This is a genomic window from Nocardioides sp. L-11A, from assembly GCA_029961745.1.
In the GTDB taxonomy this organism is placed as follows: Bacteria; Actinomycetota; Actinomycetes; order Propionibacteriales; family Nocardioidaceae; genus Nocardioides.
In genome coordinates this window covers 3042964-3069163 of the sequence record CP124680.1, presented here as the reverse complement: position 1 = coordinate 3069163, position 26200 = coordinate 3042964, and the positions used below count along the sequence as shown (strand labels likewise).

25 protein-coding genes are annotated in these 26200 nt (G+C 71.8%); 21 read left to right on the top strand and 4 right to left on the bottom strand.

The genetic code is table 11. From position 1 onward, the window contains the following. The first annotated feature begins 91 nt into the window (after nt 1-91). Together QJ852_14720 and QJ852_14715 are read left to right on the top strand one after the other, a co-directional pair. Nucleotides 92-610, top strand: a complete 519-nt coding sequence (locus QJ852_14720; protein WGX94408.1) for a hypothetical protein — start codon at nt 92-94, stop codon at nt 608-610. Between the two features lie 191 nt (nt 611-801). After that, on the top strand, nt 802-2142 hold the full coding sequence (locus tag QJ852_14715) for a phospholipase D-like domain-containing protein (protein WGX94407.1): 1341 nt from the start codon (nt 802-804) through the stop codon (nt 2140-2142). A 30-nt stretch (nt 2143-2172) separates the two neighbouring features. Here QJ852_14715 and QJ852_14710 read toward each other — a convergent pair whose 3' ends face one another. After that, nucleotides 2173-2655, bottom strand: coding sequence for a nuclear transport factor 2 family protein (locus tag QJ852_14710; GenBank protein WGX94406.1), 483 nt, complete (start codon nt 2653-2655; stop codon nt 2173-2175). Between the two features lie 66 nt (nt 2656-2721). Between QJ852_14710 and QJ852_14705 the strand changes: the two genes are divergently transcribed. Next, nucleotides 2722-3051: a TraR/DksA C4-type zinc finger protein gene (locus QJ852_14705; protein WGX94405.1), complete on the top strand. Its 330-nt coding sequence runs from the start codon at nt 2722-2724 to the stop codon at nt 3049-3051. A 19-nt stretch (nt 3052-3070) separates the two neighbouring features. On the opposite strand, the gene QJ852_14700 is transcribed toward QJ852_14705, so the two are convergent. Further along, entirely contained in the window at nt 3071-4057 is a 987-nt protein-coding gene (locus tag QJ852_14700; protein ID WGX94404.1) for an RNA polymerase subunit sigma-70, read from the bottom strand. A gap of 90 nt (nt 4058-4147) precedes the next feature. Between QJ852_14700 and arr the strand changes: the two genes are divergently transcribed. Further along, entirely contained in the window at nt 4148-4558 is a 411-nt protein-coding gene (arr, locus tag QJ852_14695) for an NAD(+)--rifampin ADP-ribosyltransferase (GenBank protein ID WGX94403.1), read from the top strand. On the opposite strand, the gene QJ852_14690 is transcribed toward arr, so the two are convergent. Continuing rightward, on the bottom strand, nt 4559-5032 hold the full coding sequence (locus tag QJ852_14690) for a VOC family protein (GenBank protein WGX94402.1): 474 nt from the start codon (nt 5030-5032) through the stop codon (nt 4559-4561). Nucleotides 5033-5105: 73 nt separating this feature from the next. Then, the gene (locus QJ852_14685; GenBank protein WGX94401.1) at nt 5106-5414 is read right to left on the bottom strand and encodes a VOC family protein; all 309 of its coding nucleotides are present in this window, start codon (nt 5412-5414) and stop codon (nt 5106-5108) included. 54 nt (nt 5415-5468) lie between these two features. On the opposite strand from QJ852_14685, the gene QJ852_14680 reads away from it, so the two are divergent. The 17 genes from QJ852_14680 (at nt 5469) to QJ852_14600 (ending at nt 26188) form a co-directional block, all read left to right on the top strand. Next, the gene (locus tag QJ852_14680) at nt 5469-8774 is read left to right on the top strand and encodes an error-prone DNA polymerase (protein ID WGX94400.1); all 3306 of its coding nucleotides are present in this window, start codon (nt 5469-5471) and stop codon (nt 8772-8774) included. Nucleotides 8775-8948: 174 nt separating this feature from the next. Next, entirely contained in the window at nt 8949-9119 is a 171-nt protein-coding gene (locus QJ852_14675) for a CsbD family protein (protein WGX94399.1), read from the top strand. A gap of 304 nt (nt 9120-9423) precedes the next feature. Further along, nucleotides 9424-9990: a bifunctional pyr operon transcriptional regulator/uracil phosphoribosyltransferase PyrR gene (gene pyrR, locus QJ852_14670; GenBank protein WGX94398.1), complete on the top strand. Its 567-nt coding sequence runs from the start codon at nt 9424-9426 to the stop codon at nt 9988-9990. Beyond that, the gene (locus QJ852_14665) at nt 9987-10922 is read left to right on the top strand and encodes an aspartate carbamoyltransferase catalytic subunit (protein WGX94397.1); all 936 of its coding nucleotides are present in this window, start codon (nt 9987-9989) and stop codon (nt 10920-10922) included. Before pyrR ends, QJ852_14665 begins: the two co-directional genes overlap by 4 nt. Next, on the top strand, nt 10919-12205 hold the full coding sequence (locus tag QJ852_14660) for a dihydroorotase (protein ID WGX94396.1): 1287 nt from the start codon (nt 10919-10921) through the stop codon (nt 12203-12205). Before QJ852_14665 ends, QJ852_14660 begins: the two co-directional genes overlap by 4 nt. Continuing rightward, a complete protein-coding gene (gene carA, locus QJ852_14655; protein ID WGX94395.1) occupies nt 12202-13323 on the top strand; it encodes a glutamine-hydrolyzing carbamoyl-phosphate synthase small subunit in 1122 nt (373 codons plus the stop codon). The genes QJ852_14660 and carA overlap by 4 nt, the downstream gene beginning before the upstream one ends. Beyond that, nucleotides 13323-16628, top strand: coding sequence for a carbamoyl-phosphate synthase large subunit (gene carB, locus QJ852_14650; GenBank protein ID WGX94394.1), 3306 nt, complete (start codon nt 13323-13325; stop codon nt 16626-16628). The genes carA and carB overlap by 1 nt, the downstream gene beginning before the upstream one ends. Further along, on the top strand, nt 16625-17653 hold the full coding sequence (locus QJ852_14645) for a quinone-dependent dihydroorotate dehydrogenase (protein ID WGX94393.1): 1029 nt from the start codon (nt 16625-16627) through the stop codon (nt 17651-17653). Before carB ends, QJ852_14645 begins: the two co-directional genes overlap by 4 nt. Nucleotide 17654: 1 nt before the next feature. Beyond that, nucleotides 17655-18815, top strand: coding sequence for an alpha-hydroxy-acid oxidizing protein (locus tag QJ852_14640; GenBank protein WGX94392.1), 1161 nt, complete (start codon nt 17655-17657; stop codon nt 18813-18815). Next, the gene (gene pyrF, locus QJ852_14635) at nt 18812-19636 is read left to right on the top strand and encodes an orotidine-5'-phosphate decarboxylase (protein ID WGX94391.1); all 825 of its coding nucleotides are present in this window, start codon (nt 18812-18814) and stop codon (nt 19634-19636) included. The genes QJ852_14640 and pyrF overlap by 4 nt, the downstream gene beginning before the upstream one ends. A 14-nt stretch (nt 19637-19650) precedes the next feature. Beyond that, nucleotides 19651-20112: a hypothetical protein gene (locus tag QJ852_14630; GenBank protein WGX94390.1), complete on the top strand. Its 462-nt coding sequence runs from the start codon at nt 19651-19653 to the stop codon at nt 20110-20112. A 101-nt stretch (nt 20113-20213) separates the two neighbouring features. Next, nucleotides 20214-20531, top strand: a complete 318-nt coding sequence (gene mihF / locus QJ852_14625) for an integration host factor, actinobacterial type (protein ID WGX94389.1) — start codon at nt 20214-20216, stop codon at nt 20529-20531. Further along, nucleotides 20531-21088, top strand: a complete 558-nt coding sequence (gene gmk, locus QJ852_14620) for a guanylate kinase (protein ID WGX94388.1) — start codon at nt 20531-20533, stop codon at nt 21086-21088. The genes mihF and gmk overlap by 1 nt, the downstream gene beginning before the upstream one ends. Nucleotides 21089-21134: 46 nt before the next feature. Next, entirely contained in the window at nt 21135-21473 is a 339-nt protein-coding gene (gene rpoZ / locus QJ852_14615) for a DNA-directed RNA polymerase subunit omega (GenBank protein WGX94387.1), read from the top strand. A gap of 12 nt (nt 21474-21485) precedes the next feature. Beyond that, the gene (gene coaBC, locus QJ852_14610; GenBank protein WGX94386.1) at nt 21486-22715 is read left to right on the top strand and encodes a bifunctional phosphopantothenoylcysteine decarboxylase/phosphopantothenate--cysteine ligase CoaBC; all 1230 of its coding nucleotides are present in this window, start codon (nt 21486-21488) and stop codon (nt 22713-22715) included. A 93-nt stretch (nt 22716-22808) separates the two neighbouring features. Next, nucleotides 22809-24008: a methionine adenosyltransferase gene (gene metK, locus QJ852_14605; protein WGX94385.1), complete on the top strand. Its 1200-nt coding sequence runs from the start codon at nt 22809-22811 to the stop codon at nt 24006-24008. Between the two features lie 134 nt (nt 24009-24142). Continuing rightward, nucleotides 24143-26188, top strand: a complete 2046-nt coding sequence (locus tag QJ852_14600; protein WGX94384.1) for a primosomal protein N' — start codon at nt 24143-24145, stop codon at nt 26186-26188. Nucleotides 26189-26200 lie beyond the last annotated feature (12 nt).

Below are 26200 nucleotides of genomic sequence, written 5' to 3'. Positions count from 1 at the left end.
GAGGCCACCGGCTCAGAGGTCGTGCCACTGGATATCGGGGATGGGAGCGGCCTACCCTGCTGGAGGGAGGGCGGCGACGTCTGGAGGAGACATGGGACGGACCGGCAAGCCGGCTGACCTCGTCGGACGCAACCTGCGCGCCCTGCACGGAGCTCTCGAGCACAGCGTCACCATCCAGATGTCCCGGCTCCAAGGGCTGATGGACGACCTCGTCGCCCGCGGATCGCTGACCCGGGCCGAGGCTGACAGCCTCCTCGGCCAGCTGGTCAGCACCGGCAAGGCCTATTCCCAGGCGCTGCTGCAGGTGCTCGACACCGTTCGCGGCCAGGCGCCCCGTCTGCCCCTCGTGCCCACCCAGCTGGTCCCGACCCAGCTCCTGCCCGGCCGCAAGAGGCCCGCGCCGACGCCCGGTGCGCCCGAGGTGCCTGACGCACCCGACAACGTCGAGTCGCTGGTGGTCCCCGATCTCGACCAGCTCACCGTCCCGCAGGTGAAGGCCCGGCTGGCCGGGCTCGGGGCCGCCGACCTACGGCGGATCCAGGAGCGCGAGGTGGCCGGGAAGAACCGCAAGGGCGTGCTCGGCGAGATCGACCGGCTGCTGCGCGCCTAGCCCGGATCGGGACCGGGGAGGACTCCGGCGCGTGCCGCTCCGAGAGGTGACATGCGTCCCACCTGTAACGAATCCGCGCGCCCCGACGCTGTGAGGGGGGAAGCAGATCGGGAACGAGGAGTGTGGGCATCGTGCGGTTCGGGTGGGGTACGTCGGCGGTCGGACGGGCTCGGGGAGTCGTGGTCACAGGCGTGGCACTGCTCCTCGCCACGGCTCTGCTGGTGGTGGGACAGGGCGAGGTGACGCCCGCCGACGCAGCCACGGCGGCTGCCGCGCCGACCGGGGTGGCGACCGGGGTGGCGGCGAAGAAGGGACCCGACCCGGCGTACGTCGTCAAGCCGGGGATCGTGTTCAACCACCCGTTCCGCAGTACCAAGAAGAAGACCAAGATCCAGCGCCGGATCATCAAGACGGTCAAGAACGTGCCGGCCGGCGAGACGATCCGCCTGATGACCTGGAACTTCGACTCGCCGAAGTACGCGAACGCCTTCATCAAGGCCCACCAGCGTGGTGTCTCGGTGCAGATCATCATGGCCCGGGGCCTGGCGAAGTCGCAGGGACCGGGCCGCTCCTACCCGACCTTGCGCAACGCGCTCAAGAAGGGCAACGCGGACCGGCCCAAGGAGCTGCGCAGTTGGATCCGCACCTGCATGTCGACCTGTCGCGGCAAGGGTGGCGCGATGCACTCCAAGCTGATGCTGGTCAGCCGCTCCGGCGCGACCACGAACATCGCCATGCAGGGCTCGGGCAACTTCACCGGCGCCGCGGCCGTGCAGCAGTTCAACGACTGGACCACCGTCACCGAGAACCCGGGCCTCTACGACGGCTGGATGACGATGTGGAAGCAGGCGAAGAAGGACAAGAACGTCAAGCCGCTGCGGTTCACGGTGCCCAGCACCACCACGCCGGGGTCCACCATCACCACGATGTTCGCGCCGCACCGCAAGAAGACCGACCCGGCGCTCAAGGTCCTCAACAAGGTGCAGTGCACGGGCGCGTCCAACGTCCCCGGTGGCCGCACCAAGGTGCGGATCGCCAACGCCGTATGGGGCGACCAGCGCGGTGTGAAGGTCGCGAAGAAGGTCCGCGCGCTGCACAACGCAGGCTGCGACGTGCGGATCGTGTTCATGATGATGCCGCTGAAGATCCGCAACATCCTGCGCGGCCTCCCGGCGAAGCAGATGGTCTACATCACCGGCGCGACGGCCAACAAGTTCAAGGACCGCTACGTCCACCTCAAGGGCCTGGCGGTCCAGGGGCACGTGGACGGCCGCGCCGACGGCAATGTCGTCCTGTCCAGCAGCGAGAACTGGACCCAGCTCGGCTGGCACTCCGACGAGCAGAACGTCATCTTCTGGGACGACCAGCCGATGGCGGCGAAGTACGCCGCCTGGGTGGACCTGATCTTCCGCCAGGCGCCGCGCAACCTGAACAACTACGTGAACTCCGCCGACCCGAACGGCCGGTTCGTCCCCGGCACCGAGTTCCTCGGGCCTCAGGACTACCCGTTCCACGAGCTCGAGCTGAACTGATCGCGTCGGTACGCCGCCCGGGGTGGCCCGTCAGTGCTCGAGCGACGGGTCCCACCGGTTGGCGATCAGCTTGAAGCTCGGCGTGTCGTCGAGGGACGTCATCGCCTCGTAGATCCGCTCGTACTGTGTCGAGGCGATCCGCCACGCGCCGTCGGCGTCGCGCCGGTAGGTGTCGACGTAGTACCCGCCGCCCCGGATCTGCACCTTGAAGTCCGGCACGATCACGGTGTCCTCGAACGCCCACGAGCCGGTCGCGGTGTCGCCGTCGACGTCGATCTCGGGGTGGTTGGCGATATGGATCGTGATGATCGAGGGGCCGAGGTTCTTCTCCATGTACGCCACGACGTCGGCCCGGTTGTCGAAGTGCAGCGGCTCGCCCATCGCCTGCGTGCCGTAGCGGGCGCTGACGTCCTCGGCGAGACAGTCGGCGTACTCCTCCCACCTCTTCAGGTCGAGGGTGCGGAAGTAGCGGTGCTTGAGGCGCTTGATCTCCTCGATCGCGACAAGGTCCATGACCGCACTGTAGAACGTGTTCTAGGTCTGGTCGAGGGTGTCGGCGGGTGCTGGCACCCTCGAACGATGGCGGGCGCGCGGGTGTTGCTGGAGGCGGAGGGGGACGAGGCGCGGCGTCGCCTCGCCGGACTGACGGGCACCTTCGACGAGGTGGTGGCCGCCTCGCGCGACACCAACGCCGACGACGAGCACGATCCGGAGGGCGCCACCATCGCGTTCGAGCGGTCGCAGCTCGCGACGCTGGTCGCGCAGGTACGCCGACACCTGGCCGAGGTGGAGGCGGCGCTGGCGAGGCTGGACGCCGGCAGCTACGGGCGGTGTGAGACGTGCGGAGCGCCGATCGCCCCGGCCCGGCTCGAGGCGCGGCCCACGGCCCGGACCTGCGTCGGATGCTGAGCGGCACGCGCGAGGATGCTCAGCGCGACAGCCGCGCCGGGAGTCCGAGCGGCGCGAACCGGTCGTCGTGGAAGGTGGTGATCTCGGCGATCCGGCCACCGGTGACGCGCAGGACGTCGATGGTCAGCGGCAGATGGGCGTCCTCCTCCGCGTGCCAGAGGTAGAAGGCGACCGCGGGCTGCCGGTTCACCGCGGTGACGACGGTGCGCAGGGGGCCCAGATCGGCGAAGCCGCTCGCTACCCAGTCGCCCACGACGGCGTCGCGGCCGGCGTGCAGGCCGGGCGTCGGCGGCATCGAGCAGCGGATGTCCTCGCGCAGCAGCGCGGCGAGGGCGCCGATGTCCGCGGCGACACCGGCCTCGACGTAGCGACGTACCACCTCGCGGGTGGCGGGATCCTCCGTGCCGCCGGTCCAGTCCTGCCGCTCGGAGGGCAGGTGCTCACGCATGCCGGCGCGCGCACGCCGCAGCGCGCTGTTCACCGAGTCGAGCGAGTCGCCGAGCAGTTCCGCGACGTCCTTGGCCGGCCAACCGAGCACGTCGCGCAGGATCAGCGCGGCCCGCGGGCGCGGAGCGAGGTGCTGGACCGCGACCACGTAGGCCAGCTCGATCGTCTCCTGGTCCACGGCGAGCGCCTCCGGTCCGTCCGCGTCGTCTGTGGGCAGCTCGTCGAGCAGTCGGTCCGGATAGGGCTGCAGCCACCGCACCTCGCCGCCGGTCGCGGCCCGCGGCCGGCGCTGGGCCAGTAGGTCCAGGCAGGCGTTGGTGGCGATGCGGTACAACCAGGCCCGGAAGGTGGAGCGGCCCTCGAAGGTCTCCCGCCGCCGCCAGGCACGCAGGAAGGTCTCCTGCACCGTGTCCTCGGCGTCCTCGAAGGATCCCAGCATCCGGTAGCAGTGCACGTGCAGCTCGCGGCGGTGGGGCTCCGCCAGCTCCGCGAACGCCGCCTCGTCGATCTCGCCCGGGCTGTCCAACTCACGCTCCTCGACTCGTGTGCTCACGCTCATCACGTCATCCTTCCGTCGCGTCCTGTCACCGGTATGACGGCCGCGGGCCGGAGAACTGGTCACCGTGGAGCGGGAGCCTAGGCTGGGCCGGTGAGCGACGTGCTGGACGAGGGGCCGTTCTTCCACGGCACGAAGGCCGATCTCGGGGTGGGTGACCTCCTGACCGCGGGCTTCCGGTCGAACTACCGGCCCGAGGTGGTGATGAACCACATCTACTTCACGGCCCTGCTCGACGGCGCCGGGCTCGCCGCCGAGCTCGCGCCGGGGCCGGCCGCGCCACGCGTGTACGCCGTCGAGCCGACCGGCGCCTTCGAGAACGACCCGAATGTCACCGACAAGAGGTTCCCCGGCAATCCCACGCGCTCCTACCGCAGTCGGGAGCCGCTCCGCGTCGTGGGCGAGGTGACCGACTGGACGCGGCTCACTCCCGAGGCGCTGCAGGCCTGGCACGACCGGCTGGCGGCGCTGCGCGCGGACGAGCGCGGCGAGATCATCAACTGATCACGCCGCGTCGTACGCCGCCTGGAGCTCGGCCACGTCGATCCTGCCCATCTTCAGCATGGCGTTGCAGGCCGCCTGGTTGGCGGGCGTCGTGTAGTCGCCGCACAGCTCCTCGAGCTCGACGGGGATGACCTGCCAGGAGATGCCGTACCTGTCCTTGCACCAGCCGCAGGGACCGGGTTCGCCGCCGTCGGCGGTGAGGATGTCCCAGTAGTGGTCGACCTCCTCCTGGCCGTTGACGCGGAGGTAGAAGGAGAACGCCTCGTTGAGGTGGAACTCGGGGCCGGCGTTGAGGCCGATGACCTCGTGACCGGCGACGGTGAACTCGACGACCTCGGCGACCGCCGTACCGGGCTCGGTCCAGGCGGTGAGCACCTGGCCGACTGACGAGTCCGGGATGTGCTCGGCGTAGAACTTCGCGGCCTCGACGGCCTTGTCGTTGCCGAACCACAGGTGGGTGCGTACCGAAACCATGGGATCTCCTCGGGCCTGGGGTCCTCGGCGAGGACCGCTGCCCAGGACGACCCGGCGACCGCGGGAGATTCATCTAGTCCAGGCAGAACTCGTTGCCCTCGACGTCGACCATGTTCTGGCAGGACTCGTTCTCGTCGTCGGTCATGCCGGACCCCACGCGGACGTCGAGGTGGACCCGATTCTTCGCGACCTTGGCCTCGGGGACCCGCTGGAAGTACAGCCGCGGCCCGACACCCGTCGGGTCCTGGCACACGGCCCAGGCGTCGTCGGGGTCGGGCGGGAACGGCGGGTCGACGTACCCGAGGGCGGCCTTCCAGAAGTCGGCGACCGCCCGCGGGCTCGCGCAGTCGAAGGCCACCTGTACCTGCCGCACTCCGGTCATCGGGACAGCGTAGGACGTTGGAGATCGAACAGGTGTTCGATTAGAGTTGGAGGCATGGGGTGGAACAACCCACCGGTCCCGTGGAGTGAGGTCGAACGCCGGCTGTCCGGTCGCGCGCCGGCCCTCGAGGCCCCGGTGTCGCACCGGAAGCGGCCGCGGGCCGAGCCCGATCAGGTGAGCCGGCCGGACGCAGCGGTGCCGTACGCCGAGCTGCACTGCCACAGCCACTTCAGCTTCCTCGACGGCGCCAGCTCGCCCGGCGATCTGGTCAAGGAGGGGGTCCGGCTGGGTCTCGACGCGCTCGCCCTCACCGATCACGACGGTTTCGCCGGAGCGCCGCTGTTCGCGGAGGCGGGCACCGACTACGCCATGGCGACGGTCTACGGTGCTGAGCTGACCCTCGGCGTCCATCGCTCCCAGAACGGCATCCCCGACCCCGAGGGCAGTCACCTGCTGGTGCTGGCGCGCGGGGTGGAGGGCTACCACCGGCTCTCCGGGGCGATCACCGAGGCCGGGCTACGCGCGCCGGAGAAGGGCAGTCCCGCGCACGACCTCGATGAGCTCGCGGAGCGGGGGAGAGGGCACTGGGCGGTGCTCACCGGGTGCCGCAAGGGCACCGTCCGCCAGGCGCTGCGGTGCGCCGGCCCGGCTGCCGCCGCGCGCGAGCTCGACCTGCTGGTCGACCGGTTCGGGGGCGAGCACGTCGTCGTGGAGCTGGCGGTCAGCGACCATCCGGGCGGCGAGGAGGACAACGACCTGCTGGCCCGGATCGCCGACGACCGGGGGCTGCCGGTCGTGGCGACCGGCAACGTCCACTTCGCGACCCCGGAGAACCGCCGGCTGGCGGCAGCGATGGCGGCGGTGCGGGCCCGACGCAGCATCGCCGAGCTCGACGGCTGGCTCGACCTGTCCGGTGGCGCGCACCTGCGCAGCGGTGAGGAGATGCTGCGGCGGTTCGCGCACCGTCCGGACGCCGTACGCCGCTCCGTCGTCCTCGCGGGGGAGCTGGCCTTCGACCTGCGCAAGGCCTCGCCGCGGCTGCCGAAGCAGGGCATCCCGGAGGGGCGCACACCGGGGGAGCAGCTGCGGCACCTGCTGGAGGAGGGCTTCGCGGAGCGCTACGCCCACCTGCCCCACGCCGAGAAGGCGCGACACCGGGTGGAGGAGGAGATGCGGGTGATCCTCGAGAAGGACTTCGCCGGCTACTTCGTCATCGTCCACGACATTGTGAAGTTCGCTCGGAGGAAGAGGATCCTCTGTCAGGGGCGGGGCTCCGCGGCGAGCAGCGCGGTCTGCTACGCGCTCGGGATCACCGCCATCGACTCGGTCTTCTACGACCTCCCGTTCGAGCGGTTCATCTCCGCCCATCGCGAGGAGGAGCCGGACATCGACGTCGACTTCGACTCCGACCGGCGCGAGGAGGTGATCCAGTGGGTCTACGACACCTACGGCCGGCGCAACGCCGCGCAGGTGTGCAACGTGATCAGCTACCGGCCGCGGATGGCGATCCGCGACGCGGCGAAGGCGCTGGGCTACTCCCCGGGCCAGCAGGACGCCTGGTCCAAGCAGGTCGACGGCTGGGGGCGGGAGATCGACGAGGAGATCGGCGTACCTGCGCAGGTGCGCTCGCTGGCCGAGGAGCTGATGGGCGCGCCCCGCCACCTCGGCATCCACTCCGGCGGGATGGTGCTCACCGAGCGGCCGATCGGCGAGGTCTGCCCGATCGAGAAGGCGCGGATGGAGAACCGCACGGTGCTGCAGTGGGACAAGGACGGCTGCGAGTCGATGGGGCTGGTGAAGTTCGACCTGCTCGGCCTCGGCATGCTCGGCGCGCTCGACCACATGATCCGGCTGGTCGAGGAGCACCTCGGGGTCCGCTGGGAGCTGGCGACCCTCCCGAAGGAGGAGCCGGAGGTCTACGAGATGCTCGGCCGGGCCGACTCGATCGGCGTCTTCCAGGTCGAGTCCCGCGCCCAGATCGGCACCCTGCCGCGGCTCAAGCCCCAGGAGTTCTACGAGCTGGCCATCGAGATCGCGCTGATCCGGCCCGGCCCGATCCAGGGCGGCGCGGTGCATCCCTACATCCGCCGCAAGACCGGGCGGGACGAGGTCACCTACCCGCACCCGCTGCTGGAGCCGATCCTGAGCCGCACGCTCGGCGTACCGCTCTTCCAGGAGCAGCTCATGCAGATGGCCGTCGCCCTGGGCGACTGCACGCCGGACGACGCCGACCTGCTGCGTCGGGCGATGGGCTCCAAGCGCGGCATCGAGCGGATCGAGAAGGTCAAGGACAAGCTGTACTCCGGCATGGCCCGCAAGGGGATCACCGGCGACGCGGCCGACGCGATCTACGTCCAGGTGCTGTCCTTCGCGGGCTTCGGGTTCGCCGAGTCCCACGCGCTCAGCTTCGCTCTGCTCGTCTACGCCTCGTCGTGGTTCAAGCTGCACTACCCGGCGGCCTTCCTGGCCGGGCTGCTGCGCAACCAGCCGATGGGCTTCTACTCCCCGCAGTCCCTGGTCGCCGACGCGCGCCGCCACGGCGTCGTCGTCCTGCCGCCCGACCTGGTCCGCTCCGGCATCCAGGCCGGGCTGGAACCGGGCGAGTCGGCCGCCCACGACCCCCTGCGCTACGACGGCGCGCTGACCGTGCGGCTCGGGCTCGACACCGTGAAGGGCATCGGGAAGGACGTCGCGACCCGCATCGTGGCCGAGCGCGCTGCGGCGCCGTACGCCGACATTCCCGACCTCTCCCGGCGCGCCGGGCTGACGCCGGCCCAGCTCGAGGCGCTGGCGACAGCGGGCGCGCTCGCCGGGTTCGGCCTGGATCGCCGCCAGGCGCTGTGGATGGCGGGCTATGCGGAGAGTGGTGAGCAACTCCCGGGGAGCACGCCGGCGCCGGCGCCGCCGGAGCTGCCGGAGATGTCGGCCTGGGAGGTGACGCTGGCCGACCTGTGGGCGACCCGGGTCTCCACCGACGTCCACCCGGTGCAGCACTTCCGCGGGTCCCTGGCCGCGGCCGGCATCAAGTCGGTGGCCGATCTCCCCACCACCGACGCCGGCCGGCGGGTGCACGTCGCCGGCCTGATCACCCACCGGCAGAGCCCGGGCACCGCCGGTGGGATCACCTTCCTCAACCTCGAGGACGAGACCGGCATGCTGAACGTCGTCTGCTCCGCCGGGGTGATGAGGGTGTACCGCCAGGCGGCCCGCAACCGGATCGCGGTGGTGATCCGCGGCCAGGTGGAGCGTCAGGACGGCGTCACCAACCTGGTCGCCGACCGGATCGAGCCGCTGGAGTCGGTCCTGCCGGGGGTCGGGGCGGCGCTGCAGATCCGACAGTCGTCGCGTGACTTCCGGTAGCGGCGGCGCACATCGTCGATTGGGCAGAGACTGCACGTCCTGGGGCCGAATTGTCCCGGTTTGGGACCAAACCGCAACGACCTCGGACCGTGATGCGATGTCGATCACCCGGATCGGCGACCAGCGCGCGGGTACTTCGGACAGGACAGCGATCGACGACGAGAGGAGACGGCGATGGGTCTCGACGACAAGCTGAAGAACCAGGCCCAGGAGAAGGTGGGCGAGGCCAAGGAGGCGGTGGGCAAGGCCACCGACGACGAGGACCTCGAGACCGAGGGCAAGGTCGACAAGGCCAAGGGCAGCCTCAAGCAGGCCGGCGAGAAGGTGAAGGACGCCTTCAAGTAGGCCCGAGGTCCGTCGGAGGGACCCGGCGTCGCCGGGTCCCTCCGATGTGTCCGGGCCTGCGGCCGTCGCCCCGAGGGGCGGCCGAGCCACACCTCGATTGGGCAGAGACTGCACGTCTGGACGCCGAATTGTTGCGGTTTGGGACCAAACCGCAACGCTGGAACCGACCTGAGCCCCACCCCGGTCCGCCCAGCGGCACACCGGCCCCGGTTCGCCGGGGACTCCGGGGAGCCGGTAGAGTCCGCACTGTTCGACATCCTTTAACGAGCCGTCCTGTGAGGCGGAGAAGGAGGGTCATTCAGCCTTGCCTGCCCAGCAGACCCCGAAGGCACACGATGGCACCGTCAGCGGTCGGGTCGTTCTCGACGCCGGTGACATCAGCCGGGCATTGATCCGCATTTCCCACGAGATCCTCGAGCGCAACAAGGGCGCCGAGGATCTTCTGCTTCTCGGGCTCCACACCCGTGGCGTCCCGCTCGCCCGCCGCTTGGCCGACAACATCGCCCAGGTCGAGGGGACGGCGGTCGCCACCGGCGAGCTCGACGTCACGATGTACCGCGACGACCTGCGCTCCCACCCGACCCGGGCGCCGCACCGCACGCAGGTGCCCGCCGGCGGTGTCGACGGCAAGACCGTCGTACTGGTCGACGACGTGCTCTACAGCGGGCGCACGATCCGGGCCGCGCTCGACGCGCTCTCGGACCTGGGCCGGCCGGACGTCGTCCGGCTGGCGGTGCTGGTCGACCGGGGGCACCGCGAGCTCCCGATCCGCGCCGACCACGTCGGGAAGAACCTGCCGACCGCCCGCAGCGAGCGAGTGAGCCTGCGGCTGGTCGAGACCGACGGCGAGGACGAGGTGCGCATCCAGTGAACCGGCACCTCCTGAGCATCGACGACCTGAGCGCCGACGACATCCAGCAGATCTTCACCACCGCCGCGGAGATGCACGACGTGCAGCGACGCGAGGTCAAGAAGCTGCCGGCCCTGCGTGGCCGCACGGTCATCAACCTCTTCTTCGAGGACTCCACCCGCACCCGCTCCAGCTTCGAGATCGCCGGCAAGTGGCTGTCGGCCGACGTGATCAACCTGTCCGCCAAGGGCAGCAGCGCGAGCAAGGGCGAGTCGCTGCGCGACACCGTGCTCACGGTGACCGCGATGGGCATCGACGGCCTCGTCGTGCGCCACGGCGCGAGCGGCGCCGCCGAGCAGATCAGCCGCTGGATCGACGTCCCGGTGATCAATGCCGGCGACGGCACCCACGAGCACCCGACGCAGGCGCTGCTCGACGGGTACACGTTGACCCGCAAGCTCGGGACGCTCGAGGGCAAGCACGTCGCGATCGTCGGCGACCTGACCCACAGCCGGGTCTTCCGCAGCAACGTCAAGAGCCTCGCCAAACTGGGCGCGAGCGTCACCGCGGTGGCGCCGCCGACGCTGATGCCCGCCGGGGTGGGGGACTGGTCCAAGGCGGCCGGCTTCGCCACCAGCCACGACCTCGACGAGGTGCTGCCGAGCGCGGACGCCGTGATGATGCTGCGTGTCCAGCGCGAGCGGATGAGCGGCGGCTTCTTCCCGACGGCGCGCGAGTACACCGTCGGCTACGGCCTCACCCGCGACCGTCTCGCGCTGCTGGAGCCGGGCACGCCGATCCTGCACCCGGGCCCGATGAACCGCGGCCTGGAGATCTCGCCCGACGCCGCCGACGCCGCCGACAGCCTGGTGCTCGACCAGGTCTCCGCCGGCGTCGCCGTCCGCATGTCCGTGCTCTACCACCTGCTCGCCGGCGAGGAGACCACCGCATGAGCACCCTGATCACGGGCGCGACCCTGCCCGACGGTACGACGACCGATGTCCTCGTCCAGGACGGCGCCATCGCCGACCTCGGCTCGCTCAAGGCGAAGGCCGACCGCACCATCGACGCCGCCGGGCTGCGCCTGCTGCCCGGCCTCGTCGACCTGCACACCCACCTGCGCGAGCCCGGTCGCGAGGACGCCGAGACGGTCCTCACCGGCTCCCGTGCCGCCGCGGTCGGCGGCTACACCGCGGTCCTCGCGATGGCCAACACCAGCCCGGTCACCGACACTGCCGAGGCCGCCGAGCGGGTCTACGACCTGGGCCGTCAGGCCGGGCTGGTCGACGTCCAGCCGGTCGGCGCGGTCACCAAGGGCCTGGCCGGAGAGGAGCTCGCCGAGCTGGGCCTGATGGCCCGCTCCCGAGCCCGGGTGAGGGTCTTCTCCGATGACGGCAGGTGCGTCCACGACGCCCGGGTGATGCGTCGCGCACTGGAGTACGTCAAGGCGTTCGGCGGTGTGGTCAGCCAGCACAGCCAGGACCCGTCGCTGGCCGGCCCGACCGCGTGCTGCCACGAGGGCGAGCTGTCCGGCCGGCTCGGCCTGCCGGGCTGGCCCGGTGTCGCCGAGGAGGTCATCGTCGCGCGCGACGCGATGCTCGCCCGGCACACCGGCAGCCGGGTCCACGTCGCGCACGTCTCGACCGCCGGCAGCGTCGAGGTGGTCCGCTGGGCCAAGTCCCAGGGGATCAGTGTCACCGCTGAGGTGACGCCCCACCACCTGCTGCTCACCACCGACCTGCTCGCCGGCTACGACCCGACGTTCAAGGTCAACCCGCCGCTGCGTCCCGACGAGGACGTCCGGGCACTGCGCGAGGCGCTGGCGGACGGCACCATCGACGCCGTCGCGACCGACCACGCGCCGCACGCGCGCCACGACAAGGAGCACGCCTTCGTCGACGCGGCGTTCGGCATGCTCGGCCTCGAGACCGCGCTGCCCGTCGTGACCACCGTGATGGTGGAGAACGGCCTGCTCGACTGGGCCGGGGTCGCCCGCGTGATGAGCGCCAACCCGGCCCGGATCGCCGGCCTCGACGATGCGCACGGCCGGCCGATCGCCGTCGGCGAGCCCGCCAACCTGACCCTGATCGACCCGTCCGCGCAGGTCGTGGTCGATCGCGCCGCCAGCGTCTCGCTGAGCCGCAACAACCCCTGGCACGACCGCAAGCTGACCGGTCGCATCGTCGCCACCCTGCTGCGTGGCACGCCGACCGTCCTGGAAGGAGCCCTCGCATGAGCACCCCCGCACTCCTCGTCCTCGAGGACGGCCGCACGTTCCACGGCGAGGCGTACGGCGCCGAGGGGGAGACCTTCGGCGAGGCCGTCTTCAACACCGGCATGACCGGCTATCAGGAGACGCTGACCGACCCGTCGTACCACCAGCAGGTCGTCGTCATGACGGCCCCGCACATCGGCAACACCGGCGTCAACGACGAGGACCCGGAGTCGCAGCGGATCTGGGTCGCCGGGTACGTCGTGCGTGAGCCGGCGCGCATCCCGAGCAACTGGCGCTCCCGGCGCAGCCTCGACGACGAGCTCGCGGAGCAGGGCGTCGTCGGGATCTGCGGCATCGACACCCGCGCGCTCACCCGCCACCTGCGCGAGCGCGGCGCCATGCGCGTGGGCATCTCCACGGTCGAGACCGACCCGGAGGCTCTGCTCGCCCGCGTCAAGGAGTCCGCCGAGATGAGCGGCGCCAACCTGTCCGAGGCGGTCTCCACGAACGAGGCCTATGTCGTCCCGGCCCAGGGGGAGCGGCGGTTCACCGTGGCCGCGCTCGACCTCGGCATCAAGGACATGACGCCGCAGCGGATGAGCGAGCGCGGCATCGAGGTCCACGTGCTGCCGGCCACCGCGTCGATCGACGATGTGCTGGCGGTGCGCCCCGACGGCCTGTTCTTCTCCAACGGCCCCGGCGACCCGGCCGCCACGACCGGCCAGGTCGAGCTGCTGCGGCAGGCCCTCGCGCAGGGCCTTCCCTACTTCGGCATCTGCTTCGGCAACCAGCTCTTCGGCCGGGCGCTCGGCTTCGGCACCTACAAGCTGAAGTACGGCCACCGCGGCATCAACCAGCCGGTGATGGATCTGACCACCCGCAAGGTCGAGGTCACCGCCCACAACCACGGGTTCGCCGTCGACGCACCGCGCGACACCCCCACCGAGACGCCGTACGGCACCGTCACCGTGAGCCACGTCTGCCTCAACGACGACGTCGTCGAGGGCCTCGAGCTGCGCGACGCCGACGGCAGGCTGAAGAGCTTCTCCGTCCAGTACCACCCCGAGGCCGCCGCCGGCCCGCACGACGCGGCGTACCTCTTCGACCGCTTCACCACCCTGCTGGAGGAGAACGCCTGATGCCGAAGCGCGACGACATCAAGTCCGTCCTGGTCATCGGCTCCGGGCCGATCGTCATCGGCCAGGCCTGCGAGTTCGACTACTCCGGCACCCAAGCCTGCCGGGTGCTCAAGGAGGAGGGCCTGCGGGTCATCCTGATCAACTCCAACCCGGCCACGATCATGACCGACCCGGAGTTCGCCGACGCGACGTACGTCGAGCCGATCACCCCGGAGTTCGTCGAGAAGGTGATCGCCAAGGAGCGTCCCGACGCGATCCTGCCGACCCTCGGTGGCCAGACCGCGCTCAACGCGGCCATCGCGGCCCACGAGAGCGGCGTGCTCGAGAAGTACGGCGTCGAGATGATCGGCGCCAGCTTCGAGGCGATCCACCGCGGCGAGAACCGCGAGCTGTTCAACGCGATCGTCGAGAAGGTCGGCGGCGAGGTCGCCCGGTCCTTCGTCTGCCACTCGATGGACGAGGTCGAGAAGGCCGCCGGCGAGCTCGGTTTCCCGGTCGTCGTCCGTCCGTCGTTCACCATGGGCGGCCTCGGCTCCGGCATCGCGTACGACGAGGCCGACCTGCACCGCATCGCCGGCGCCGGCCTGTCCGCCAGTCCGACTACCGAGGTGCTGATCGAGGAGTCGATCATCGGGTGGAAGGAGTACGAGCTGGAGGTGATGCGCGACAAGGCCGACAACGTTGTCATCATCTGCTCGATCGAGAACTTCGACCCGATGGGCGTGCACACCGGCGACTCGATCACCGTCGCGCCGGCGATGACGCTGACCGACCGCGAGTACCAGCACCTGCGCGACCTCGCCATCGGCATCATCCGCGAGGTCGGCGTCGACACCGGCGGCTGCAACATCCAGTACGCCGTCAACCCCGCCGACGGCCGGGTCATCGTCATCGAGATGAACCCGCGCGTCTCGCGCTCCTCCGCGCTGGCGTCCAAGGCGACCGGCTTCCCGATCGCGAAGATCGCCGCCAAGGTCGCCGTCGGCTACACGCTCGACGAGATCCCCAACGACATCACGCGCGAGACGCCGGCGTCCTTCGAGCCGAGTCTCGACTACGTCGTGGTCAAGGTGCCGCGGTTCGCCTTCGAGAAGTTCCCGACCGCCGACCCGACGCTGACCACGCACATGAAGTCGGTCGGCGAGGCGATGGCGATCGGCCGCAGCTTCACCGAGGCGCTCAACAAGGCGCTGCGCTCGCTCGAGAACAAGCACGCGCCCTTCGACTGGGCGGCACCGCTCGGCGACCGGGCCGCGCTCCTGGAGCAGGTGAAGGTCCCGCACGACGGGCGCCTGCAGAAGGTCATGCAGGCGATCCGCGCCGGTGCCACCCAGGACGAGGTCCACGACGCCACCCGGATCGACCCCTGGTTCGTCGACCAGCTCTTCCTCATCGACGAGATCGCCCAGCAGGTCGGCGCGACCGCGACTCTCGACGCCGGCGCGCTGCGCCTGGCCAAGCGGCACGGCTTCTCCGATGCCCAGATCGCGGCCATCCGGGGCCTGAGGGAGTCCGAGGTCCGGATCGCCCGGCAGACCCTCGGCGTACGACCGGTCTACAAGACCGTGGACACCTGCGCCGCGGAGTTCGCCGCGCAGACGCCGTACTACTACTCGTCCTACGACGAGGAGACCGAGGTCCAGCCCCGCGCCGAGGGCAAGCAGGCCGTGATCATCCTGGGCTCGGGACCGAACCGGATCGGGCAGGGCATCGAGTTCGACTACTCCTGCGTGCATGCCAGCCTCGCCCTGGCCAAGGCCGGCTACGAGACGATCATGGTCAACTGCAACCCCGAGACCGTCTCGACCGACTACGACACCTCCGACCGGCTCTACTTCGAGCCGCTCACCCTCGAGGACGTCCTCGAGATCTACGAGGCCGAGAAGGCCGCCGGCCCGATCGCCGGCGTCATCGCCACCCTCGGCGGGCAGACGCCGCTCGGCCTGGCCCAGGGCCTGCAGGACGCCGGCGTCCCGATCGTCGGCACCAGCCCCGAGGCGATCGACCTGGCCGAGGAGCGCGGCGCCTTCGGACGGGTGCTGGCCGCGGCGGGCCTCGTCGCGCCCAAGCACGGCACCGCCGTCTCGTACGACGAGGCCCGGACCATCGCGCACTCCATCGGCTACCCGGTGCTGGTGCGGCCGTCGTACGTCCTCGGTGGGCGCGGCATGCAGATCGTCTACAGCGACGCCGCGCTGGAGGCCTACATCGAGGCCGCCACGGAGATCAGCCCGGACCGGCCGGTGCTGGTCGACCGGTTCATCGACGACGCGGTCGAGATCGACGTCGATGCCCTGTACGACGGCACGGAGCTCTTCCTCGGCGGCGTGATGGAGCACATCGAGGAGGCCGGCATCCACTCCGGCGACTCCTCGTGCGCCCTGCCGCCGATCACGCTCGGCAACGCCGAGATCGGCCGCATCCGCGCGGCGACCGCGGCGATCGCCGAGGGCGTCGGTGTCCGCGGCCTGATCAACATCCAGTTCGCGCTCGGCGCCGACGTGCTCTACGTCATCGAGGCCAACCCGCGGGCGTCACGCACCGTCCCGTTCGTCTCCAAGGCGACCGGCACCCAGCTCGCCAAGGCCGCCGCGCGGCTGATGCTGGGGGAGTCGATCGCCGAGCTGCGCACCTCCGGCGTGCTCCCGGCCGAGGGCGACGGCGGCACCCTGCCCGCCGACTCGCCGATCGCGGTCAAGGAGGCAGTGCTGCCGTTCAACCGGTTCCGCACCAAGGACGGCCAGTTCGTCGACACCGTGCTCGGCCCGGAGATGAAGTCGACCGGCGAGGTGATGGGCTTCGACGCCGACTTCGGGACGGCGTTCAGCAAGTCGCAGGCCGCGGCGTACGGTCCGCTGCCCACCTCGGGCAAGGTCTTCATCTCGATCGCCGACCGCGACAAGCGCACCATGGTGTTCCCCGCGCGGGTCCTGGTCGACTATGGCTTCGAGATCCTCGCGACCCAGGGCACCGCCGAGGTGCTGCGGCGCAACGGCATCCAGGCCACCGTGGTCCGCAAGCACTTCGAGGGTCCCGGCCCCGGCGGGGAGCCGACAGTGGTGCAGATGATCCTCGACGGCGACATCGACCTCATCGTGAACACCCCGCACGGGTCGACCGGTGGGGGCGACTCCCGGGTCGACGGCTACGAGATCCGCTCGTCGGCGGTCCTCACCGGCACCCCGTGCATCACGACGGTCCAGGGCCTGGCCGCCGCCGTCCAGGGCATCGCGGCGGTCCGGGCGGGCGCGATCGGCGTGCGCTCGCTGCAGGAGTGGAACACGGCCGCCGAGGCGACGCGGTGACGCTCTACGACAAGGTCTTCGACAACGTCCTGGTCCGCGTCGACGCCGAGCGGGCGCACCACCTGACGTACGACGCGCTGCGGGCCGGCGGTCCGCTGCTGTCCCGCGCGCCGATCCCCGCCGGCCCCGGCGGCGCGCCGGTGCGGGCGATGGGGCTGACCTTCCGCAACCGGCTCGGTCTCGCCCCCGGCTTCGACAAGAACGCCCAGGTCTACGACCGGATGGGCGCGTTCGGGTTCGGACACGTGGAGATCGGCACGGTCACCGCGCTGGCCCAGCCCGGCAACCCCCGACCGCGGCTGTTCCGCCTGCCCGACGACCGGGCGATCGTCAACCGGATGGGCTTCAACAACGACGGGGCGACCGCGGTTGCCGCGCGACTGGCGAAGCGGCGGCGCGGCGACCTGGTGCTCGGCGTCAACATCGGCAAGTCCAAGGTCGTGCCCGACGACGACCAGGCGGCGGTGGAGGCCGACTACGAGACGTCCACCCGGCTGCTCGCCCCCCACGCGGACTACCTCGTCGTCAACGTGAGCTCGCCGAACACGCCCGGCCTGCGCAACCTGCAGGCCGTCGAGAAGCTCGCGCCGCTGCTCGGCCACGTCCGGCGTACCGCCGACGAGGTGACCGCCGCGTCGCTGCCGCTGCTGGTCAAGATCGCACCCGACCTGTCCGACGAGGACGTGCTCGCCGTCGCCGACATGGCGCTCGACCTCGGCCTGGCCGGGATCATCGCGACCAACACCACGATCTCCCGCGACGGGCTGCGCACGCCCGCCGCGCAGGTCGAGGAGATCGGCGCCGGGGGCCTGTCCGGCGCGCCGCTCACCGAGCGCTCGACCAAGGTGCTGCGGCTGCTGCGCGGCCGCGTCGGCCCTGCGCTCACGCTGATCGGCGTCGGCGGCATCGGGACTCCCGAGCAGGCCCGGGCCCGGGTCGCGGCCGGTGCCGACCTGGTGCAGGCCTACAGCGCGCTGATCTACGGTGGCCCGATGTGGCCGCGCCGGATCCTGAAAGGCCTGTGAGATGAGCTTCGGGGACTACCAGATCGAGCTGTACCTCGGTGCGCTCGGCGGGGTGCTCCCCGCCCATCCCTTCGACTACGCCGACCTGGAGGCTCGCGCCCTCGCCGCGCTGCCGCCGGAGCTGCGGACCTATGTCGCCGGGGGAGCCGGCGACGAGGCGACCCAGCGGGCCAATGTCGCGGCCTTCCAGCACTATGCGCTGGTGCCGCGGATGCTGCGCGCGTCGGCCGAGCGCGACCTGTCCGTCGAGCTGTTCGGGCGCAGGCTGACGAGCCCCCTGCTCCTGGCGCCGATCGGCGTCCTCGGCCTGTGCACGCCCGACCAGCACGGCGACGTCCACGGTGCTGAGGTGGCGGCAGCGACCGGCGTACCCCTCATCGGCTCGACCCTGATGAGCGACCCGCTCGAGGACGTCGCCGCCGCGGCCGGCGACGCGGGGAAGTGGTTCCAGCTGTACACGCCGAAGAACCGCGACCTCGCCGCCAGCCTCGTGCAGCGGGCGGAGCAGGCCGGCTACGAGGCGATCGTGGTCACGCTCGACACCTGGGTGCCCGGCTGGCGCCCGCGCGACCTGGCCAGCGGGAACTTCCCGCAGCTGCGGGGCAAGGCGCTGGCCAACTACACCTCCGACCCGGTCTTCCAGGAGATGACCGGCCCGGATCCCGATCCCGGCACCATCGTCATGACCTGGGTCGGCACGTTCGGCCATCCGGTGACCTGGGAGGACCTGCCCTGGCTGCGGTCCCTCACCGACCTGCCGATCGTGCTCAAGGGCATCTGCCATCCCGACGACGCGCGACGCGCCCTCGACGAGGGCGCCGACGGCATCTACTGCTCCAACCACGGTGGCCGGCAGGCCAACGGCGGGGGAGCGGCCCTCGACTGGCTGCCCGACGTCGTGACCGCGGTCGACGGTCGTGCCCCGGTGGTCTTCGACTCCGGCGTGCGCACCGGCGCCGACGTCGTCAAGGCGCTCGCGCTCGGTGCAGACGCGGTCGCGATCGGCCGGCCCTACGCCTACGCCCTGGCGCTCGGCGGCGTTCCCGGCGCGGTGCACCAGGTGCGCGCCCTCCAGGCCGAGCTCGACCTGATCCTGGCCGTCGACGGCTACCCCACCCTCGCCGACCTCGGTCCCGACGCCCTGCGGAGGATCCCCTCATGACCTTCGGTGCCCGGCTCCATGCCGCGATGACCGACCGCGGTCCCTTCTGTGTCGGCATCGACCCCCACGGCGCCCTGCTCCGCGCCTGGGGCTACGACGACGACGTCGCCGGGCTGGAGCGGTTCGCGCTCGGGGCGGTCGAGGCGGTCGCGCCGTACTGCAGCGTCGTCAAGCCGCAGTCGGCCTTCTACGAGCGCTTCGGCAGCCGCGGCGTGGCCGTCCTGGAACGGGTGATCGCCGGCGCGCGCGCCGCCGGGGCGCTGGTCCTGCTCGACATCAAGCGCGGCGACATCGGCTCGACCTCGCAGGCCTACGCCGACGCCTACCTCGACCCCGCCTCGCCGCTGGCCTGCGACGCGGTCACGGTCAGCCCCTTCCTCGGCTTCGGGTCGCTGCAGCCCTTCGTCGACACGGCCGTCAAGCACGACGCCGGGCTCTTCGTGCTGGCCGCGACCTCCAACCCGGAGGGTCCCGAGGTGCAGGACGCCGTCACCGGCGGACGGACGGTCGCCGCGGCGATGCTCGACCACCTGCGCCGGCTCAACGCCGACGCGATGCCGCTGGGCTCGTTCGGTGCCGTCGTCGGTGCCACCCTGGCCGACGACCGGGGCCTCGACCTCGACGTCAACGGCCCGATCCTGGCACCCGGCTACGGCGAGCAGGGGGGCACGACGGACGACCTCCGCCGGATCTTCGGGGCGAGCGCCGCGCACGTGCTGGCCAGCTCGTCGCGCGGTGTGCTCCGGCTCGGGCCCGACGCGGCCGCGATGCGCGCGGCCGTGCTGCGGACCAACGACGAGCTGCGCGGGCTCCAGGGCTGAGTCCGATGCTGAGCGTGCGGCGTCGTCTCCCGCTGCTGCTCCTGGTCGTCGCCGCAGCCGTGGTGGCGGGTCTCCTCGTGCTGCGCGGCGGCGAGGACGACCCCTTCGCCGGCTACTGCTCCGAGGTCGCCGACCGCCGCGAGGACGTCGGCGCGGCGCTGTCGGCCGGCGCGACGACCGGGCTGCTCCGTGCGCTGCCGAGCTTCGAGGCGCTCGCGGACCGGTCGCCGGACGACATCCGGGACGACTGGAGGCTCGTGGTCACCCGGATCAGCGACCTCGAGGATGCCCTCGACGACGCCGGGGTCGACCCCGCGGCGTACCGCGTCGAGGACCCGCCCCCCGGCCTCGCCGACGACGACCGGTTGGCGATCGAGGCGGCGGCCGTCCGGCTCGGATCACCGGAGACCGCGACCGCGCTGGCCCGCGTCGAGCAGCAGGCCCGCGACGTCTGCAAGACCCCCTTGAGCCTCTGACCCCGTGGGGGACCGGGCCGCGTTGCCGACCGGGAACCCGTGTGGCTAGATTGGCAGCCGGCTCGCACCCGCCGACCGTCCGACCGAAGGATCTCTCACCCGTGGCCCTGCCTCCCCTGACCCCTGAACAGCGCCAGGCCGCCCTCGAGAAGGCAGCGGCCGCCCGCCGGGAGCGGGCGGAGGTCAAGAACCGGCTGAAGAACTCCGGCGCCTCCATCCGCGAGGTGTTGCAGCAGGGGCAGGTCAACGAGGTGATCGGCAAGATGAAGGTCCTCGACCTGCTCCAGTCGGTGCCCGGCCTCGGCAAGGTCCGGGCCCGCCAGGTGATGGAGCGGCTCGGCATCGCCGAGTCGCGCCGGGTCCGTGGGCTCGGCGCCAAGCAGGTCGCCGCGCTCGAGCGCGAGTTCGCCGACCAGTAATGCCCGCCCAGCTCTTCGTCCTCGCCGGACCCACCGCAGTCGGCAAGGGCACGGTGGCCGCTGCGATGCGCGAGCAGCACCCCGAGATCTACCTGTCGGTGTCGAGCACGACCCGACCGCCACGCCCCGGTGAGGTCGACGGGGTGCACTACCACTTCGTCTCCGCTGAGGAGTTCGACCGCATGGTCGCCGACGGCCAGATGCTGGAGTGGGCCGTGGTGCACGGGGTGCACCGCTACGGCACGCCACGCGGTCCGGTCGACGCGGCGCTCGCCGCCGGTCGGCCCGCGCTGCTCGAGATCGACCTCCAGGGCGCGCGGCAGGTGCGGGCGTCGATGCCGGAGGCGGTCTTCGTCTTCCTCAAGCCGCCGTCCTGGGAGGAGCTGGTCCGCCGGCTCGTCGGGCGCGGCACCGAGGACGCGGAGGAGCGCGAGCGGCGTCTGGCCACGGCGCGCGAGGAACTGGCCGCCGAGGCGGAGTTCGACGTGACGATCGTGAACCGCGAAGTTCACGCTGCCGTCGAGGAGTTGGTAACCTTGATGGTTGATTCCCGCTGATCGGCCATCCGGCCGATCCCGCCCATCTTCTGTGAGGCTTCTTCACGTGTCTGCCCCGAACATCGCCGCCGAGGGTGTCACCAACCCTCCCATCGACGACCTGCTGTCCAAGACCGACAGCAAGTACAAGCTGGTGCTCTACAGCGCCAAGCGCGCGCGGCAGATCAACGCCTACTACTCCCAGCTCGGCGAGGGCCTGCTGGAGTACGTCGGTCCGCTCGTGGAGACCCACGTCCAGGAGAAGCCCCTGTCGATCGCGCTGCGCGAGATCAACGAGGACCTGCTGACCTGCGAGGACATCGACCCGGCGGAGCTGGCCGCCGAGCAGGCCGCCGCGGCCGCCGCTGCGGCTGCCGTCGAGGCCCCGGTCGCCGACGCCGAGTGATCTGACCCCCTCATGTCCGGCCCCAGGGTGGTGCTCGGCGTCTCGGGCGGCATCGCCGCCTACAAGGCGTGCGAGCTGCTGCGCCGGTTCACCGAGTCCGGGCACGACGTGAGCGTCGTACCGACCGCGGCGGCGCTGGAGTTCGTGGGCGCGCCCACCTGGGCCGCGCTCTCTGGCAAGCCGGTGTCCGCCGAGGTCTGGGACGGCGTCCACGAGGTTCCGCACGTCCGGCTCGGCCAGAGCGCCGACCTGGTCGTCGTCGCGCCCGCCACCGCCGACCTCCTGGCCAAGGCCGCCCACGGCCTGGCCGACGACCTGCTCACGAACACCCTGCTCACTGCTCGGTGTCCGGTGGTGCTGGCGCCGGCGATGCACACCGAGATGTGGGAGCACGCCGCGACGGCGGCCAATGTCGCCACGCTGCGCGCGCGGGGCGTCCTGGTCATCGAGCCGGCCGAGGGGCGTCTCACCGGCGCCGACACCGGCAAGGGCCGGCTGCCCGATCCCGAGGAGATCTTCGAGGTCGCCCGCGACGTCCTCGCCCGGGCTCAGGGCGGCGGTGCCGTGACCCCCCTCGACCTCGGCGGGCGCCACGTCGTCGTCTCGGCCGGCGGCACCCGTGAGCGTCTCGACCCGGTCCGCTTCCTCGGCAACCGCTCCTCGGGCCGCCAGGGCTACGCGTTGGCCCGGGCCGCCGTCGCCCGCGGCGCCGAGGTCACCCTGGTGGCCGCCAATGTCGACCTGCCCGACCCGGCCGGAGTGAAGGTGGTCCGTGTCGAGTCGACCGCCGAGTTGCGCGACGCCGTGCTCTCCGCCACCGCCGGTGCCGACGCGGTCGTGATGGCCGCCGCTCCCGCCGACTTCCGCCCGACCGAGGCGTCGGAGGTCAAGATCAAGAAGGCGGACGACGGGTCCGCCCCGTCGATCACGCTGCAGCAGAATCCCGACATCCTCAAAGAGATCTCGACCCACCGGGCCCGCCCGGAGGCCGTGATCGTCGGCTTCGCCGCCGAGACCGGCGACGCGACCGGGAGTGTGCTCGACCTGGCGCGGGCCAAGCTCGCCCGCAAGGGCTGCGACCTGCTCGTCGTCAACGACGTGAGCGGGGGAGCGGTCTTCGGCAGCACCGACAACGAAGCGGTGATCCTGGGGGCCGACGGATCCGCCGTCGACGTACCGCACGGCACCAAGTCGGCCCTCGCCCACCTCATCTGGGACCAGGTCGTCGTCCGCCTCGCCTGACGCCACGCCCTGAGACTTCTCGGGCATCACCCCAGCCCATCCGTATCGTTGGACCACCGCCCCACCCGCCCCCAATCAGGAGTTCCCACCACCATGACCGGACGTCTGTTCACGTCGGAGTCGGTGACCGAGGGTCACCCGGACAAGATCGCCGACCAGATCAGCGACACCGTGCTCGACTACCTGCTCGAGCACGACCCCAAGAGCCGTGTCGCCGTCGAGACCCTGCTGACCACCGGCCTGGTGGTCGTGGCCGGCGAGGTGACCACCGAGGCCTACGCCCCGGTGGCCCAGCTGGTGCGCGAGAAGGTGCTCGAGATCGGCTACGACTCCTCCGAGAAGGGCTTCGACGGCAACTCCTGCGGCGTCCAGGTCGCGATCGGTGCTCAGTCGCCCGACATCGCGCAGGGCGTGGACACCGCCGAGGACGTTCGCCTCGGCGGGTCCTCCGACGAGCTCGACAAGCAGGGTGCGGGCGACCAGGGGCTGATGTTCGGCTACGCCTGCGACGACACGCCCGAGCTGTTCCCGCTGCCGATCAAGATCGCGCAGACGCTGGCCGAGAAGCTCACCGAGGTGCGCAAGGACGGCACGCTGGCCTACCTCCGCCCCGACGGCAAGACCCAGGTCACCATCGAGTACGACGAGGACGACCGCGCGGTTCGGGTCGACACCGTGGTGCTGTCCACGCAGCACGCCGAGGACGTCACCCAGGAGCAGATCGCCGCCGATATCACCGCCAAGGTGATCGAGCCGGTGCTCGAGCAGTTCAAGACCAGCGTGCCGTTCGACGGCTACAAGCTGCACATCAACCCGACCGGCAAGTTCGTCGTCGGCGGCCCGATGGGCGACGCCGGCCTGACCGGCCGCAAGATCATCGTCGACACCTACGGCGGCATGGCCCGCCACGGTGGCGGCGCGTTCTCGGGCAAGGACCCGTCCAAGGTCGACCGCTCGGCCGCCTATGCCATGCGCTGGGTCGCCAAGAACATCGTCGCCGCGGGCCTGGCCCGTCGCGCCGAGGTCCAGGTCGCCTACGCGATCGGTGTCGCCAAGCCCGTCGGTGTCTTCGTGGAGACCTTCGGCACCGGCGTCGTCGCTGACGAGAAGATCCAGCAGGCCGTGCTCGAGGTCTTCGACCTGCGCCCCGCCGCGATCCTGCGCGACCTCGACCTGCGCCGCCCGATCTACGCCAAGACGGCCGCCTACGGCCACTTCGGCCGCGAGCTGCCCGAGTTCACCTGGGAGCGTACCGACCGTGCCGACGCGCTGAAGGCCGCCGCCGGCCTCTGATCCACCGACCCGGCGCATCTGTACGCCTCTCAACCGCCGACCCGTCGCGTTCAAACGCGACGGGTCGGCGTGTTCTGGAGGTTCAGATGCGACGGGTCGGCGATGGATCGGATCCCGCTGGTAGAACATCCGGCATGACCCCCACCCCCGACGAGCCGGCGCTGGAGCTGCCCGGTCTCGTCCGGGACCGGGCGGCCGAGGGCCGGGCCAAGGCGGCCGCGACCCGGGCCCGGAAGGTCGCCGACGCCGAGATCGCCGCGGTGGACCCGGTGGCCCGGGTGGTCATCGACCTCCCGCTGGCACACCTCGACCGGGTCTTCGACTACGCCGTCCCGGCCGCGATGGCCGAGGGTGCGGTGTCCGGCAGCCGGGTCAAGGTGCGCTTCGGGGGCCAGGACGTCGACGGCTTCGTCGTGGGGCGCGCCGCCGCCTCCGAGCACGAGGGCCGGCTGGCACCGCTGCGACGCCTGGTCAGCCCTGAGCCGGTCCTCAGCCCCGCGGTGGCGGCCCTGTGCGCGCGGGTCGCCGAGCGGTACGCCGGCGTGAGCGCCGACGTTCGCCGGCTGGCCGTCCCGCCCCGGCACGCCACCACCGAGAAGGAGCCGACCCCGCCCGAGCCCCTGCTCGCCTACGACGCCGGCGCGGCCGAGGCCGCCTGGTCGGCCTATCCCGCGGCGCCCCCCTTCCTCGCCCACCTGCGCAGCGGACATCCGCCGCGGGCGGTGTGGTCGGCCGGGCCGGGGGAGGACTGGCCGCTGCTGCTCGCCCACCTCGCCGGTGCCGCCCTGGCCGCCGGTCGGGGGAGCGTGCTGTGCCTGCCCGACCACCGCGACGTCGCTCGCCTCGACGCCGCTCTGACCGCCGTGCTGGGTCAGGGCCACCACGTCGCCCTGCACGCTGATCCCGGCCCGGCCGCGCGCTACCGCGAGTTCCTGGCGGTGAGCCGGGGGGAGCGGCGGATCGTGGTCGGCACGCGCTCCGCGGCCTTCGCCCCGGTCCGCGACCTCGGCCTGGTGGCGATGTGGGACGACGGTGACGACCTGCACGCCGAGCCGCGGGCACCGTACCCGCACGTGCGCGAGGTGCTGCTGCTGCGCGCCGAGCAGGAGGGCGCTGCCGCGCTGCTGGGCGGATTCTCCCGCACCGTCGAGGCCCAGCACCTGCTCCACACCGGCTGGGCGCGCGAGATCGCGCTGCCACGGGCCACGGTGCGCGTGCGGGCACTGATCGGCATCAGTGGCGCGACCGACACCGCGATCGCCCGTGACCCGAGCGCCGGCGCGGCCCGGGTGCCGCGCGAGGCGCACGACGCACTGCGCTGGGGGCTCGCCCGCGGGCCGGCGCTGGTCCAGACGCCGCGCTCGGGCTACGCCCTGCGACTGGCCTGCGAACGCTGCCGGACCCCCGCTCGTTGCCGCGCGTGTGCGGGCCCGCTCGAGCTGACCGGGCCGACCACGCCGCCGCGGTGTCGCTGGTGCGCCACGGAGGCACCCGGCTGGTCCTGTGCCGAGTGTGGCGCGACCGGGCTGCGGGCGCCGGTCGTCGGCGACGCCCGGACGGCCGACGAGCTGGGCCGCAGCTTCGCGAAGGTCCCGGTCGTGTCGTCCTCCGGCGACCAGGTCCGGGCCCGGGTCGGCCCCGAGCCGCGGATCGTGGTCGCGACCCCGGGTGCCGAGCCGGTCGCCGAGGGCGGGTACGCCGTCGTCGTCCTGCTCGACACCTGGTGGGCGCTGGGCCGCGACAGCATGCGGGCCCCCGAGGAGGCGCTGCGCCGGTGGTGCAACGCCGTCGGGCTGCTCGGCACCGGTGGTCGCGCCCTGGCCGTCGGTGACCCGGCCGTGCCCGCGCTGCAGGCGCTGGTGCGCTGGGACCCGGCCGGATTCGCCGTCCGCGAGGCGGAGGAGCGCTGGGAGGCCCGGCTACCGCCCGCGGCCCGGCTGGCGACGGTCACCGGCCCGCCGGGCGCGCTCGATGACGTGCGCGCGCTGCTGGCGCTCCCCGAGGCCACCGAAGTGCTGGGGCCGGTCCCGACCCGCGACCCCGAGGTGGAGCGGCTGGTGCTGCGCGTCCCGCGTGCGCAGGGCACGGAGCTGGCCCGGGCGCTGGCGGAGGCGCAGCGGCTGCGCTCGGCCCGCAAGCTCGAGCCGGTGCGGATCCAGGTCGATCCCTGGGAGCTGTGACCACCGGTGCAC

Excerpts from the sequence above, each read along its gene's own strand:
- QJ852_14685 (WGX94401.1), bottom strand. The coding sequence starts at position 5,414 with ATGACCGGAGTGCGGCAGGTACAGGTGGCCTTCGACTGCGCGAGCCCG.
- QJ852_14690 (WGX94402.1), bottom strand. The coding sequence starts at position 5,032 with ATGGTTTCGGTACGCACCCACCTGTGGTTCGGCAACGACAAGGCCGTC.
- QJ852_14705 (WGX94405.1), top strand. The coding sequence starts at position 2,722 with ATGGCGGGCGCGCGGGTGTTGCTGGAGGCGGAGGGGGACGAGGCGCGG.
- QJ852_14640 (WGX94392.1), top strand. The coding sequence starts at position 17,655 with ATGAGCTTCGGGGACTACCAGATCGAGCTGTACCTCGGTGCGCTCGGC.
- QJ852_14600 (WGX94384.1), top strand. The coding sequence starts at position 24,143 with ATGACCCCCACCCCCGACGAGCCGGCGCTGGAGCTGCCCGGTCTCGTC.
- carA (WGX94395.1), top strand. The coding sequence starts at position 12,202 with ATGAGCACCCCCGCACTCCTCGTCCTCGAGGACGGCCGCACGTTCCAC.
- QJ852_14660 (WGX94396.1), top strand. The coding sequence starts at position 10,919 with ATGAGCACCCTGATCACGGGCGCGACCCTGCCCGACGGTACGACGACC.
- carB (WGX94394.1), top strand. The coding sequence starts at position 13,323 with ATGCCGAAGCGCGACGACATCAAGTCCGTCCTGGTCATCGGCTCCGGG.
- QJ852_14680 (WGX94400.1), top strand. The coding sequence starts at position 5,469 with ATGGGGTGGAACAACCCACCGGTCCCGTGGAGTGAGGTCGAACGCCGG.
- QJ852_14710 (WGX94406.1), bottom strand. The coding sequence starts at position 2,655 with ATGGACCTTGTCGCGATCGAGGAGATCAAGCGCCTCAAGCACCGCTAC.
- QJ852_14720 (WGX94408.1), top strand. The coding sequence starts at position 92 with ATGGGACGGACCGGCAAGCCGGCTGACCTCGTCGGACGCAACCTGCGC.
- metK (WGX94385.1), top strand. The coding sequence starts at position 22,809 with ATGACCGGACGTCTGTTCACGTCGGAGTCGGTGACCGAGGGTCACCCG.
- QJ852_14700 (WGX94404.1), bottom strand. The coding sequence starts at position 4,057 with ATGAGCGTGAGCACACGAGTCGAGGAGCGTGAGTTGGACAGCCCGGGC.
- QJ852_14675 (WGX94399.1), top strand. The coding sequence starts at position 8,949 with ATGGGTCTCGACGACAAGCTGAAGAACCAGGCCCAGGAGAAGGTGGGC.
- coaBC (WGX94386.1), top strand. The coding sequence starts at position 21,486 with ATGTCCGGCCCCAGGGTGGTGCTCGGCGTCTCGGGCGGCATCGCCGCC.
- gmk (WGX94388.1), top strand. The coding sequence starts at position 20,531 with ATGCCCGCCCAGCTCTTCGTCCTCGCCGGACCCACCGCAGTCGGCAAG.
- pyrF (WGX94391.1), top strand. The coding sequence starts at position 18,812 with ATGACCTTCGGTGCCCGGCTCCATGCCGCGATGACCGACCGCGGTCCC.